The organism is Bradyrhizobium sp. USDA 10063, from assembly GCF_054063735.1.
Genome location: NZ_JBSSGP010000002.1, coordinates 887168 through 900064, shown reverse-complemented (window position 1 = coordinate 900064; position 12897 = coordinate 887168). Strand labels below are relative to the sequence as shown.

17 protein-coding genes and 1 tRNA gene are annotated in these 12897 nt (G+C 62.2%); 8 read left to right on the top strand and 10 right to left on the bottom strand.

All coding sequences use genetic code 11. From position 1 onward, the window contains the following. The first annotated feature begins 98 nt into the window (after positions 1 to 98). The 6 genes from ACVJGD_RS06140 to ACVJGD_RS06115 all read left to right on the top strand — a co-directional run bounded on the left by ACVJGD_RS06140 (position 99) and on the right by ACVJGD_RS06115 (position 6314). Positions 99 to 1067 carry a Bug family tripartite tricarboxylate transporter substrate binding protein gene (locus tag ACVJGD_RS06140; protein ID WP_456633513.1) on the top strand — a complete coding sequence of 323 codons (969 nt, stop codon included), beginning with the start codon at positions 99 to 101 and terminating at the stop codon, positions 1065 to 1067. Positions 1068 to 1132: 65 nt separating this feature from the next. Continuing rightward, positions 1133 to 2272, top strand: a complete 1140-nt coding sequence (locus ACVJGD_RS06135; RefSeq protein ID WP_456633512.1) for a mandelate racemase/muconate lactonizing enzyme family protein — start codon at positions 1133 to 1135, stop codon at positions 2270 to 2272. A gap of 15 nt (positions 2273 to 2287) precedes the next feature. Continuing rightward, complete coding sequence (locus tag ACVJGD_RS06130; protein WP_456633511.1) at positions 2288 to 3184, top strand: fumarylacetoacetate hydrolase family protein; 897 nt, start codon at positions 2288 to 2290, stop codon at positions 3182 to 3184. Then, positions 3177 to 4139, top strand: coding sequence for an NAD(P)-dependent oxidoreductase (locus ACVJGD_RS06125; RefSeq protein ID WP_456633510.1), 963 nt, complete (start codon positions 3177 to 3179; stop codon positions 4137 to 4139). The genes ACVJGD_RS06130 and ACVJGD_RS06125 overlap by 8 nt, the downstream gene beginning before the upstream one ends. A gap of 8 nt (positions 4140 to 4147) precedes the next feature. Then, positions 4148 to 5287, top strand: coding sequence for a mandelate racemase/muconate lactonizing enzyme family protein (locus tag ACVJGD_RS06120; protein WP_456633509.1), 1140 nt, complete (start codon positions 4148 to 4150; stop codon positions 5285 to 5287). Further along, positions 5280 to 6314: a tripartite tricarboxylate transporter substrate binding protein gene (locus ACVJGD_RS06115; protein ID WP_456633508.1), complete on the top strand. Its 1035-nt coding sequence runs from the start codon at positions 5280 to 5282 to the stop codon at positions 6312 to 6314. Before ACVJGD_RS06120 ends, ACVJGD_RS06115 begins: the two co-directional genes overlap by 8 nt. A 121-nt stretch (positions 6315 to 6435) precedes the next feature. Here the strand turns inward: ACVJGD_RS06115 and ACVJGD_RS06110 are convergent, their stop codons facing one another. After that, the gene (locus ACVJGD_RS06110; protein WP_456633507.1) at positions 6436 to 6693 is read right to left on the bottom strand and encodes a PilZ domain-containing protein; all 258 of its coding nucleotides are present in this window, start codon (positions 6691 to 6693) and stop codon (positions 6436 to 6438) included. 227 nt (positions 6694 to 6920) lie between these two features. Between ACVJGD_RS06110 and ACVJGD_RS06105 the strand changes: the two genes are divergently transcribed. Then, positions 6921 to 6995: transfer RNA gene (locus ACVJGD_RS06105), tRNA-Glu, on the top strand. A 122-nt stretch (positions 6996 to 7117) separates the two neighbouring features. Here ACVJGD_RS06105 and ACVJGD_RS06100 read toward each other — a convergent pair. Further along, the gene (locus tag ACVJGD_RS06100; RefSeq protein ID WP_456633506.1) at positions 7118 to 7567 is read right to left on the bottom strand and encodes an arsenate reductase/protein-tyrosine-phosphatase family protein; all 450 of its coding nucleotides are present in this window, start codon (positions 7565 to 7567) and stop codon (positions 7118 to 7120) included. Between the two features lie 263 nt (positions 7568 to 7830). Between ACVJGD_RS06100 and ACVJGD_RS06095 the strand changes: the two genes are divergently transcribed. Next, a complete protein-coding gene (locus ACVJGD_RS06095) occupies positions 7831 to 8169 on the top strand; it encodes an H-NS histone family protein (protein WP_456633505.1) in 339 nt (112 codons plus the stop codon). 112 nt (positions 8170 to 8281) lie between these two features. Here ACVJGD_RS06095 and ACVJGD_RS06090 read toward each other — a convergent pair whose 3' ends face one another. From ACVJGD_RS06090 to ACVJGD_RS06055, 8 genes are all read right to left on the bottom strand, one after another. Continuing rightward, positions 8282 to 8971, bottom strand: a complete 690-nt coding sequence (locus ACVJGD_RS06090) for an energy transducer TonB (protein WP_456633504.1) — start codon at positions 8969 to 8971, stop codon at positions 8282 to 8284. 290 nt (positions 8972 to 9261) lie between these two features. Beyond that, positions 9262 to 9447 (bottom strand): hypothetical protein, encoded by a 186-nt coding sequence (locus ACVJGD_RS06085; RefSeq protein WP_456633503.1) that lies wholly within the window; start codon positions 9445 to 9447, stop codon positions 9262 to 9264. Positions 9448 to 9662: 215 nt separating this feature from the next. Further along, entirely contained in the window at positions 9663 to 9923 is a 261-nt protein-coding gene (locus tag ACVJGD_RS06080; protein WP_456633502.1) for a DUF6894 family protein, read from the bottom strand. A 43-nt stretch (positions 9924 to 9966) separates the two neighbouring features. After that, entirely contained in the window at positions 9967 to 10677 is a 711-nt protein-coding gene (locus ACVJGD_RS06075; protein ID WP_456633501.1) for a Crp/Fnr family transcriptional regulator, read from the bottom strand. A 228-nt stretch (positions 10678 to 10905) separates the two neighbouring features. Next, positions 10906 to 11073, bottom strand: coding sequence for a hypothetical protein (locus ACVJGD_RS06070; RefSeq protein ID WP_456633500.1), 168 nt, complete (start codon positions 11071 to 11073; stop codon positions 10906 to 10908). 136 nt (positions 11074 to 11209) lie between these two features. Beyond that, entirely contained in the window at positions 11210 to 11410 is a 201-nt protein-coding gene (locus tag ACVJGD_RS06065; RefSeq protein ID WP_456633499.1) for a hypothetical protein, read from the bottom strand. A gap of 114 nt (positions 11411 to 11524) precedes the next feature. Continuing rightward, positions 11525 to 11863, bottom strand: a complete 339-nt coding sequence (locus ACVJGD_RS06060; protein ID WP_456633498.1) for a hypothetical protein — start codon at positions 11861 to 11863, stop codon at positions 11525 to 11527. A 173-nt stretch (positions 11864 to 12036) separates the two neighbouring features. Continuing rightward, positions 12037 to 12810 carry a class I SAM-dependent methyltransferase gene (locus tag ACVJGD_RS06055; protein ID WP_456633497.1) on the bottom strand — a complete coding sequence of 258 codons (774 nt, stop codon included), beginning with the start codon at positions 12808 to 12810 and terminating at the stop codon, positions 12037 to 12039. Positions 12811 to 12897: the final 87 nt, after the last annotated feature.

Genomic DNA, 12897 nt, shown 5'->3' with positions numbered 1-12897 from the left:
TCCCAGCGCGCGACATGGCGCAAATCCCCCTATCCAGGCCTGTCTTGACCTGCTGACGATGTTTGTTATAACAAACATCAAATCGGGAGGAAAGAACAATGCGAAAAGTTACTGCGATTGCTTTGGCGTGCGTGATCTCGGCGTTCCAGGCGACCGTCAGCCACGGCCAGTCGGCCTTTCCCCAGCGGGACATCACCTTCATCGTGCCCTGGAACGCGGGCGGCTCGAACGACGTCGCGGCGCGGGCGCTCGATCCGATCCTGCGCGAACACGGCATCAAGATCGTCATCGAGAACGTCGTTGGCGCAACCGGCGTGATCGGCATGCGTCGCGTCGCGAGCGCAGCCCCGGACGGTTACACGCTCGGCATGGGCACCAGTTCGACGCTGGCGCTGATGGCGCAGGGCAAGGCGCCGCTGAGCAATGCGCAGTTCACCCACATCGCGCGCGTCTCGACCGATCCCTTGATGCTCCTGGTCTCGACCAAGGCCGAGCAGAAATCGCTCGACGACTTCATCAAGTACATGAAGGGCAATCCCGACAAGGTCACGATCGGCACCCCCGGCAATTACAATCTGAACCACATCTTCGCCTCGATGACCGCGCGCGCGGCAGGCGTGAACTTCGTCAACGTGCCCTACACCGGCGGGTCGAAAGTGGTGGCCGACCTGCTCGGCCAGCACGTCGATTCCGGCGTGCTGAAGCCGTCGGAAACGCTCGGCCAGATCCAGGAAGGACTGCTGAAACCGATCGGCATCTTCGCCAATGAGCGACTTGAGATGTTTCCGGACGTGCCGACCTTCAAGGAGAAGGGCTACGACGTGTTCCCTTACGGCCCGGTCGTCCAGATGGCCTATGTCGTCGGTCCCGCAAACCTGCCCGACGATGTCCGCACCAGGTTGATCACCGCATTCCGCGCCGCCATTCAGGATCCGCGCTTCAAGGAATTCGCCAAGAAGAACGTATTCCTCGTCGACGACATGACGGGCGATGCACTGACCAAGGAAGTCGACCGCGTTGCAGCCGCGCTCGGCACGGTGGCCTCGCAGGTATTTCCGAAGGAATAAACTGACGCGGGCAGCACCGTCGCCCTCCCCTCCATTCCGACATTCTCCAACCAAGGTCCACGCGCTTGTCCATCAAGAAGATCACCTGTCATGTCGTCGCCGCTCCCGTGCAACGCCCCTTTACCTCGTCGCGCGGCTGGCTCTACAAGACGCGCGGCACCTGCCTGGTCGAGATAGAAACCGATGACGGCATCGTCGGCTGGGGCGAATGCTACGGCCCGTCGGCAGTCGCGAAGGCCTTCATCGACACCCAGCTCGCCCCGCGCGTGATCGGCCACGATCCCTTCGACATCGAGGTGATCTGGGAAGACCTCTACAACCGGATCAAGGATTACGGGCCGAAGGGCATGTCGATCGCCGCCATCAGCGGCATCGACATTGCGCTTTGGGACATTATCGGCAAGGCCTGCAACAAGCCGTTGCACAAGCTGATCGGCGGCGCCTTCCGCACCGAGGTCAATGCCTACGCCACCGGGCTCTATTTCACCGACATGGACCGGCTGGTCGACGAAGCCGTCGAGGAAGCGACAGGTTACGTCGAGGCCGGCTTCAAGGCGATCAAGATGAAGATCGGGCTTGGATCGATCAAGCGCGATTTCGAGCGCGTGAAAGCCGTCCGCGAGGCGATCGGCCCCGGCATCAAGCTGATGGTTGACGCCAATCATTGCTTCACCGTGCCCGCTGCGATCCGTCTCGGCCGCAAGCTCGAAGAACTCGACATCGAGTGGTTCGAGGAGCCGATCTCACCGGAAGACATCGACGGCTATGTCGAGGTCTCGCGCGCGCTCGATATGGCGGTCGCCGGCGGCGAGAATGAATTCACCCGCTGGGGCTTTCGCGACGCCATCGTGCGCAAGGCGATGGACATCGTGCAGCCCGACGTCTGCGCGGCCGGCGGCATCACCGAATGCAAGAAGATTGCGAGCCTTGCCGCAACGCATGGGGTCGAATGTGTGCCGCACGCCTGGGGTTCCGCGGTCGGCCTTGCCGCCACCATTCACTTCCTGGCGTCGATCCCGAACCAGCCGCCGAGCCTGTTTCCGATGCCGCCGATGCTGGAATTCGAACAGGAGGAAAACCCGTTTCGCGATCATCTGGCGCTCGAACCGATCGTTCAGGTCAAGGGCAGGATTGCGGTCCCGACCCGCGCCGGGCTGGGCATCGAAATCGATCGCCGCGTGATCGATCGCTACCGCGTGGCGTGAACCGATGGTCCGCGCATGAAATTCGTCACCTTCAGCGAGCAAGGTTTTTCGCGCGCCGGCGTGTTGCTGGACAACGGCGGCGAAACGATCGTCGACCTCGCGCATTTGGCAATGCGGGAATCCCTTAGCGGTACGGCGCCGCAGATGCAGGCCCTGATCGAGGCCGGCCTGTCCAAAATCGTGGAGAGCATTCGCGCGCATGGCCTCGCGCCGGCGGCACGGCTTTCGCGCGACGTGGTCACGCTGATGGCGCCACTGCCGGCACCGCGGCGCATTTTCGGAATCGCGCACAACTACCGCGACGCGCTGGCTGAACGCGGCATGGCATTGCCGGAGAAACCAGTGCTGTTCATGAAGGCGCCGCGAACGATCATCGGGCCGGAGCAGTCGATTGTCCTGCCGGCAACGATCGGCGGCGTCACCTATGAGGCAGAACTCGCCGCCGTCATCGGCACGCGGGCCGAGAACGTCCGCAAGGAAAATGCGCTCGATCACGTCGTCGCCTATGGCTGCTTCAACGACGTCAGCGCGAGCGAGATCATCAAGGCCGACGGCCATTTCGACCGCGGCAAGAACTACCCGACCTTCGGCCCGTTCGGACCCTATCTCGTCTCCCGCGACGAGGTGCCAGATCCGCACGCGCTCACCGTGACGCTGAAAGTCGACGGCCGCACGCTGCAGTCCGGTTCGACAGCCAACATGCTGTTCGATGTCGCCGACCTCGTTTCCTATCTGTCGCGGCAACAGGCCCTCGACCCCGGCGACATCATAGCGACGGGCACGCCGGCCGGCGTGGCCGGGCTGCACAAGCCGCCGACATGGCTCAGGCCCGGCTCGACCGTCGAGGTCGAGGTTCAAGGCCTCGGCCGGCTGCAAAATCCAATCATCGAGGGGCCCCCGCCAGATGCCTGAGAAACCCGTTGTCCTCTTGACCAACGCCATGCATCGCGATGGCGAGGCAATCCTCCTCCCGCACGTCCGGCTGATCGTCGCGCCCGACACCAGGCCGGAGACGCTGCGCCAATGGGCGGCTGACGCGAACGGCATCATCGTGCGCGCGAAATTGCCCGACGACATCGTCGATCATGCACCGCGCCTCAAGGGTATCGTCCGTCACGGCGTCGGCCTCGACTTCATCCCGGTCGCGGCCGCCACCGCGCGCGGCATCGCGGTGGCGAACCTGCCTGGAAGCAACACCAACGCCGTGGCCGAATATGTCATGTCGGCCTTGATGCATCTGCGCCGGCCGTTGCAGCGCGTGGATGCGCTGATGCGCGCTGAGGGCTGGGCTCCTGCCCGCGCGATGGCGGACGGGCTCACCGAACTGAGCGGAACGACGCTCGGCATCCTCGGCGTCGGAACGATCGGACGCCGTGTCGCCAGCATCGCGCGCAACGGTTTTGGAATGACCGTGCTCGGCACGTCGCGCCGCAAGGGGTCGCTGCCGCCGGGCGTCGAGGAAGTTACGCTGGTGGAGCTGTTCGCCCGGAGCAACGCTGTGGTGGTCTGCTGCGCGCTGACTGAGGAGACGCGCAAGCTCGTCAGCCACGATCTCCTGGCGCACATGCGGCCACAATCCGTCCTGGTGAACGTTTCGCGTGGCGCCGTGATCGACACGCCCGCCATCATCCACGCATTGCGGTCAGGCAAGCTCGCCGGTGCCGCGCTCGATGTGTTCGATGTCCAGCCGCTGCCGCCCAACGATGCATTGTTCGATTGTCCCAACCTGGTGCTGACGCCGCATATCGCGGGGATCACCGCCGCCAGCGGCCGTGCGATGGCGGTTGGCTCGGCTGAAGAAATGCTCCGAATCCTGCGCGGCGAGCAGCCGCACAATCTCGTCAATCCCGAACACAAGGCGGTCTGAGGCTTCAAATGCGTATCACATCGATCAAGGCGGTTCCGATCTCCTATCCCGTGCCGCAGGGCCAGAACGTCCGGTTGGGTATCGGCCGCGCGGTGAAGCGCGACGCGGTGCTGGTCAAGGTCATCACGGACGAAGGCCTGGTTGGATGGGGCGAAGCCCATCACGGCCGCTGCCCCGGTGCGATCGCCAAGCTGATCGACACCACGATCTCCGAACTGGTCGTCGGCATGGATGCGATGAACGTCGTCGACGTCTGGCAGCGCGTCTACCAGATGCAGCTCTCGAGCCACGGCATGGGCTACGCCGCCGCAATGGCGCTCAGCGGCCTCGATCTGGCGCTGTGGGATATCCGCGCCAAGGCGGCGGGCTGGCCACTGTATCGTCTGCTCGGCGGCGCCTCGAAGCCGGTCAAGGCCTATGCGGGCGGCATCTCGCTCGGATGGCAGGCGCCGGAATCGCTGGCGCAGGAAGCGCTGGGCTACGTCGCGCAGGGCTATCGGGCGATCAAGCTCCGCGTCGGTGACACTCCGCGCGACGACGTCGCCCGCGCCACCGCGGTGCGCAAGGCAGTCGGAGATACCATCGAAATTCTGGTCGACGCCAATACCGGCTACACGGTCGATGACGTGCGTCGCGTGATGCCTGCCTATGACGAGTTGCAGATCGGATGGCTCGAAGAGCCGTTCCCGGCGCAGGATTATCGTTCGTACCAGACCGCCGCCTCGCTCGGCTCGACGCCGTTGGCGGCCGGCGAAAACCACTTTACGCGCTTCGAATTCACTCGCCTGATCGAGGATCGCGCCGTCAGCTTCGTACAGCCGGATCTGTCCAAGACCGGCGGCGTCACCGAGGCGATGCGGATCGCCGGGATGGCCTATGCGTGGAAGCTATCCTTCAATCCGCACACCTCCGCGACCGGCATCAACATGGCGGCCACCATCAACGTGCTCGCGGCCGTCGATGCCCCCGGCTATTTCGAGGGCGACGTCGCCAAGCACAATCCGTTCCGCGACGAGGTCGGCGGCGTCCCGTACAAGCTCGACGCCGACGGATGCGTCAAGCCATCGGAAGTGCCCGGCCTCGGCGTCGAGATCAACGAGGCGTTCATCAACGCGCATCCGCTGATCGAGGGACCTTGTTATGTCTGAAACGCAGCAGGCTGAAGTTGCCTCGAGCGCACTCCGACTTGTTCACTTCGCCTGCCGCGCCCTTCTCGCTTTCCTGGTCGGCGCCACCGCCGCGTCCGCGCAGACTGCCTCAACAGCGGCCGATCCGGACAATTACCCGAGCCGGACCATCCGCTACATCGTTCCCTACCCGCCGGGCGGATTCAATGACACGCTGGCGCGTATCGTATCGCAAAAGCTCGGCGAGGCCTGGGGTGTTCCCGTCGTGGTCGAGAACCGACCGGGCGGCGGCACGCTGATCGGCACCGAAGCCGTCGCCAAGGCCCCGCCTGACGGTTACACCCTACTCGGCGTCGCGTTTCCCTTTAGCGCAAATCCCAGCATCTACAAGAATCTGCCCTACGATACGGTGAAGGACTTTACGCCGCTGATCTTCGCGGGTCAGACGCAGAATCTCCTCGTTGTCAGGCCCTCAATGCCGATCAACTCCGTCAAGGAGTTGATCGACTACGCCAAGAAGAATCCCGGCAAAGTCAGTTACGGTTCCACCGGCATCGGCTCGTCCAACCATCTCTCGATGGAATTGTTCAAGAGCATGGCCGGAATCGACATCGTGCACGTACCCTATAAAGGCAGTGCGCCGATGGTGAACGACCTGCTCGGCGGGCACATCGATGCTGCCTTCGACAACACACCGAACGTATTGCCCCAGGTCAAGGCAGACAAACTGCGGGCGCTTGGCGTCAGCAGCAAGACTCGCTCGGCGCTCGCCGGAGACGTACCGACGGTCTCGGAGGCAGGCGTTCCCGGATACGAGGTTACCGTGTGGTTCGGTATCGTCGGGCCCGCAGGCATGCGGCCGGAAGTCGTGCACAAGCTGAACGCCGAGATGAACACGATCTTCAAAATGGACGATGTGAAGCGCCGTTTCGCGGATCAGGGCGTAGAACCCGTCGGAGGAACGCCATCACAATTCGCGGATCATATTCGCGCAGAAATTCAGAAGTGGGCCAAGGTCGTCAAGGACGCCAATATTCAGCCGGAGTGAGTTTTCGTTGCAGCGTGCTCAGGATGAACTGTGCCCGCTGCTGCCCTCGGTTGCCGGAGAGGGACGGATGTCCGGACATACACCGTGTGCATGCTGGGCTCAGACCTAAGGACCCTGGATTTCAGTTCACGAACTTGACGCCCACGGTCCTGCCGCGGCGCCAGACCACCTCGCAGGGCCGTCCGGTGCGCGCATCGCGCGAGAATGCCAGGCGCAATTTCCCAGGCAGCGTGTTGGGATCGTTGATCGTGACCTTGGCGCCGGTGGATGACATGTCCTGCACCACGCAGGGCCGCGCGGCGAATCCGCCCTCCAGCGTGATCCAGCCCGGCTGATGCATCGATTTGCGCGCCTCGCGCTTCTTGCTGTTGAACGCCATGGGGGACGCCTACGGCATCAGGCTTTACAAAGCGTTGCGAAATACCCGCGGTTTTTCGGGTATCGGCGCCGGTCCGCGGCCATCCGGGGATGGCTGCAAAAAGGGCCGTCCTGCGGCTTGCCCCCCCATCCAATCACCACTATACGTTCGCTCCGTCGCCGCCAGTAACCGTCGGCGGCCAATCCGGCACATCTTGCGCCTAACGCGTTGATTTGCCGATTGTTTTTGCTCCCTTCGTCTATCGGTCAGGACGCCACCCTTTCACGGTGGAGAGAGCGGTTCGATTCCGCTAGGGAGCGCCAGATCTCTTGCAAATCAAGCACATGCGGAGAGGTTAGCCGGCATCGGGCCGCGGTCCGTAGCCGAGCAAGCAGTGGACGCATGAGCAGACCGGCCGCCGACCAGGGAAACGATGCGCGCTCCGTTACGGCGCCCGATGGTCCGAGAGCGAGTTCAATAGATCGTCGACGAGGTCGTCGATCAAGGCCAGGGCAATGGCGGGCTTGGCGATGTCCACATCGTCCACGTGCCAATATGTCACCCTGCCCGCCATCTCCGGAAAACGCCGTTCGATGAGAGGCCGATGCTCCGCCTCCTTCAGTGCGATGATGAGATCCGCGCTCCTCAGGTCAGGCGGCGTACAAGGTTGAGGGTACCGCAAGTTTCCGATCGGCACGATGCCCTTAGCCTGGAGACCTTCCAGCGCGAATGGCGACATTGGACCGATGTTGTCAGGCGATCCCCTTTCCGCGGCGCCTCTCGAGAAGGCGCGCCAGTCCAAGTCGGCGCGCCCTGCGCGGTGATTGAACAGCTCTTCCGCGTACCGGCTGCGGTAATAATTGCCGGTGCACAGGAATAACAGATGACGTGCCATCGGGGAGAATCGCGAGCTTGAGAGAGGGGCGCAACGGCCGCACTGATTGATACAGATGATCGCTTACTCATGCAATTTCGTGACGCGGCTGGTCGAGAGCGAGGCGTTCGCGAGGTGCAAATCCGATGATCAAGTCGTCTTGCAGACAGTGATGCACCTCTACACGGAATCGTCATTGTCGAGGCACGTTTTGTCGCAGCGTGCCCGGCGAGGCGGATGGATAATGATCATTATGAGGTTGGGATCGTGATGGAGTTGTTGTCATGAAACGAACCAAACTTAGGCGGATGAGTTCTGACAGCCTTTGGGCGTTGCATGTCGAACTCGCTGACGTCCTGCGACAGAAAATTCGGTTGATGAAGGCGCAGTTGGAAGATCGTCTGAAGCAGTTGCGGGCTCCAGCTTCGGCGCGCCGGCCATATCCGGAGGTACAGCCCAAATACCGCAATCCTGATCAACCATCAGAAACCTGGGCCGGTCGAGGCAAGAGGCCGCGGTGGTTGGTCGCGCAGTTAAGGTTGGGAAAACGGATCGACGATTTCAGGATCAAGGTGCGGAAGAAGAGCCAGATCGGCAACCGTCTGGCGCGCTTCAGCAGATAGCATGGCATTGGCTGGAGCATGATCCGGAAAAGAGGAGACCGGTTTTCCAAAAAGATCATGCTCAAACAAAAAGCTAAAGCGGCATGACAATTCGAAGAAAAGTCACCACGCTTTAGTTCGCAGCGAAGGACACCGGCAGCAGCACGCTGAGCCGGCCCGGCAATTCGCCGGGAATGCTCGGCAAGGGTTCAGCACGTCGAAGCGCCTCGACCGCTTCCTTATCCAGGACGCTTTTGCCCGAGCTTGACCTCACCCACGCGTTGACGATCCTGCCGTCGCGGTCCATCACGAACGCCACCTTGACCGTCCCCTCGAGGTGCCCGCGCCGCGCGGCTCCCGGATAGCGCTGAAAGCGCTCGATATGCCGCATCAAGACGTGCTGAAATCTGACCGCAACGCTGTTCGGCGGCAAGCTGACGGATGATTGCAGCGCGCTGACGGTTGGTGTCGCCGGCTGCTCGATCGAGGCCGACGCATCAGCCGGTGGCGTCGGCGGCCGATCCTCGGCCTGCTGCTCGGATCGCCCCTGCAGCTCCGACTGAACGCCCGGATTGGAAGCGATCGGCTGATCCGCAGCCCGCACCGGCAGTGGGGCGACCTCAGATGTCCGAATGAGACTGATCTGAATGGTACCGCTGGTCCCTGATGGCGTCAGCTTGGTCGGCAATTGCCTGATCCAATAGACGCCGCCCGCCAGCAGCATGATGGCGACTACCGACGGCAGAACGAATTGCAGGAACGGATTCGATGCCTCCGCCGGCAGCGCCTCTGCATCACCTAACGGGTCGTTCTTGATCGCCATCCGATATTCGCTTCCGGGCTTCCGGCCGCACTACAATGAGCGCACGGCAGGATGATGCCATACCCGAACGCAGGCGCCGCCTCGATCCTTTTGTGACAGCTCGTTGAACAAACCAATCGAATTCCAACCCAGTTCGCATCCTGCCAACTCTGTCGCATTGGCTCAAAGATCGATCGCCGGCCGGCTCTCTGCCCGGCCTACAACAGGATTATGTCAGCCGATGTGGCATCCCAGGACTGCCGCCCAGCGCACCAAGGCTTCGCTGGCGATCGGCCACGTAGTTCTGGAGATCAATGAGCCTTTCGTCGCCCCCGGGGTGGGACGCGCCGGTCGACCGCGGCGCGGACCTCGCGTGCGCGGCGCGTGGCTGCCAATTCGGCATCCGCGACACGCTTGCGAAGGGCAAACAGCGCCGTCACTTCGCGCTGAAGATCAAACAGGCTGGTGGTATTGAGATAAAAATGCGCCTCGGACATCAGAGGCCCGCATGGTCGTCGCATTGGCTACCCCTCCCCTGCGAAATGCCGCTAGCTTTTCCCATGAGCCAGGGCCTTTGCAATAACCCATGTGATTCCAGATTTCCGGAGATCGCGTCCTCTCAGCGCATGCTCCGGCGTTCAGATCGGCCGGTTTGTGCACTTTTGAACAGAAGCATTGCCGGAGCGGATTGGCTTGCCGCGATCAAAGACCTCTAGCCGAGACGCCTCACTGTTTTGATGGGACGGCTGTCACGCCCGAACCGAAGGTCTGCAGTCTCAAGGCTGATGCGGAAAATCGTTGCGCCGTCTTCGACCACGTCCAGCGCCCAGCCTTCCCCCGGTTGCAGCGCTCCCTCGATATCGCGCACCAGTCGCAGAGCTTCCGCCCAGGCGGTTTCGGCATCCGGCAGTTCCATGCCCTCCACATCATGGAAAGGCCTGAGCCCGCCAATGTGAAACTGATAGGTATGCATTTTGCGCCAACGCGGCGCAGCTCCCTCTCGTTCCGCAAAAGCTTCATTGCTGGTGCAAGTAGGTATCGTTGAACCCTCCGATCTCCACCAGCTTCTCGATGTCGCTCAGCTTCACCATGTTCTTTTGAATGTCGAGCACGCCCTCCGCACGAAAGGACTGCAGCACCCTGTTGACATGTACAGCGCTTAGCCCCAGCGCCTCCGCGAGCTTCGATTGCGTGATCGGAAATTCGAACTCGTCATCGGCGGCCAGCCCGATTGCAGTCAGCCGCTGGCGGAGTTCCGCAATGAGATGGGCCATGCGTCCCGCGGCCGTTCTCGTGCCCAGGCTTACGATCCATTCCCTGAAGACAGCCGCGTCCACGAGCGTTTCGCGCCAGAGCGCCTGCGCTATGGATGGCCTGGCTTCGATGAGCTGATGGATGGCGCGGTGCTCAATGAAGGCGATATGGGCGCGCGACAGCGTCACCAGATCATGGTCCATGCGATCCAGGTAAAGACCCTGCAGGTCCGGCATATCCCCTGCAGGGTGGAACGAGAGGATCTGTCGCTTGCCGTTCTCCGCCACCTTGGCGCGATAGGCAAAGCCCCTCAAGATCACGCTGCAATGCGTCGCGCGTTCGCCTTCGCGAACGACGACCGTTTCTTCCGGGAATTCTTTTACCTGAACACGCAAGGAGCGGAGCGCTGCAACATCATCCTCGCTCAGTCTGGAATTGACCCGCAGCCTGCGGATCATCATTTCGCTGGGCATTTTTGCAAACCAAGGGCGGGTCCAATTGCAATAGCGCGTGAGAGTTGTCGCCCTCTTGCCCCCTCAGCGGTAAAAGCAAAAGCCTACGCCTCCTCGCCGGGGTTAGCGAGTCATTGTTCCTGTGCACCTGCAAAAGCCCAAGCCGCGCTGGATTTGCCGCCCTTCGGCCTGGCACTCCGCGAGCCGGTCCACCGCCAGCTCTCCAGCGAAGCTGCGCGCCATCATGCTTTAGTGATCGGCCGATTCCTCGTTGCGAACACGCTGGTGCTCGACGGCCAGTGTTCGGTAATGCGCAGCCATCTCCCGGTAATGCGCCCGCGAGATCGGATCCTGCGCCTCCTCCGCGCGTCGCTCGAACATTTCCGCTCGCTTCCGAAGTTCCACAGCGTCGGCCATCGATCCTCCGCTCTTCGCCTCATTGGACCCAATCGAAATATGGTCGCCGGGGCGACCAATTTCCAGAGAAACCAGGATTACAGTGGTTCAACAAATAGCGTGGCTGACTTGCCTGAGGCTGCGGCCTGCAGCCCGATCACCAGACGATGCGGAAGCCGCCGGTGCCCCCAAAGCCGGTCGATTGCATTGGCGAAGCTGGTGCTCGCGACATCGATCTGGTGTCGTTGAGGAACTCGTAATGCAGATTGCCGATCGCATAGACGTCGGAGCGGACGATGCCCGAGCCGTCGTTCCAGACCTTTTGATGATTGAGCGCGGCCGAGTAGGCTGTCGGCATTGCCTAACGAGACAAGCCCGCCGAAGCAATCGGCGAATGCAACGTGAGCGCGATCGAATTAACAGATCGGCAACCAAACGCAACGCGCGATGCGCACGTGTGTATCACCCGGGATTAGCGGCTGGCGACGCGCGATCCATCAGCCTGCTCGGCCGTTTCCGACGGCTTGATGCAGCCTTTGCAGATCACAAGTTTGCTGGCGAGCTTGCGATCGGCATCGGCGTCAAAGGCCAACTCCGGCTCATCCGCGGATGGCGCGATCGCCTGAGATACGTTCACTGCGCGCCTGGGCGTTCGCCGCGGCTGGTTCGGATCCTCTCCCGCTCCGTCCCAGGCGAACGCTCCCGGCCCGGTCGAGGCCGTATTCATCACGCCATATTGCGCGCAGGCGCCAAGCGTGAGCGGAAGAAGCAGGATGGCGATCCGGCTGAACCGGTTCCGAACATGGCGCATGGCGATACTCTGACGCAACTGATGCTGTGAGCTAAAAGCAGAAGGGCTAACAAATCGTTTTTGTCAGATACTTGCCGAGTAAAGCCAAAAGATGGCCGAAGCTGCGATGCGGATCGCCGCGAACAATGTGCAAGCCAGTGAGAAGCAAGCTCTGCGACCGCGGCCTTTTCTCTTCACCGACGGCGCGCGATCTGCGCGGTCGATATAACGAACTCGGTGAGCACGCCGTTCCGGCTCATCGGCATCAAGCGCGCCTTTACATCGCGCAGCATCGGCTCGACCTTCTCGCCCAAGGCGGCCGGCGAGGAAGACGAGAAGGTCAACATGCGTTGCGCCAGGTCAGCCACACTGGTTTCGTTCACGCTCTCGACCCGGATCACCTCGGCGGCCTGAAATGCGGTGCCTTGCAGCAGCGAGGAAAGCTCGCGACGCACGCGCTGACCCGAGCGCGACTCGGACCATAGCTTTTGATCCGACCAGTCACGCCGCGCTGTGGTGTATTCCTCGAGCCACACATTGCGCCCGTCTGTCGCCGAGGAGGACGCGCATACGGCCACGACGCCACCCGGCGCCACCAGCCGTTCGAACAGCGGGCCCAGGGTGCTCTCGTCCAACCAATGGAGCGCTCGTCCGATGGTAACGAGATCGAAGCGGCCGATGCCTTCAGGCAAGTCCTCCGCCCTGCTTTCGACCAGTGTCACGTCCCGTCCGGCCCGCTTGGCCGTCTGCCGCGCGGCCGCAAGCATATTCGGCTCGGGATCGACGGCGACAATGCGTCCGACATAGTCCGCAAAGCCGAGCGCGAGCAGGCCAGGCCCCGTACCGAGATCGATCAGCGCATGCCGCCCTGCGAGCCCCAGGCGCTGGGCGACCTCACTGAAGAATGCGACAGGATAAGGCGGCCGGAATTGCTCGTAGAGGCCAACTGTAGTTGCAAAACGTCCCATTTCTGCGGACCCAACTCATCGAACCATGTGCAGCGAAACTAGCCCGCTGCACCGGCGCGTCATCTTAAATTTGGATCACATTTCACG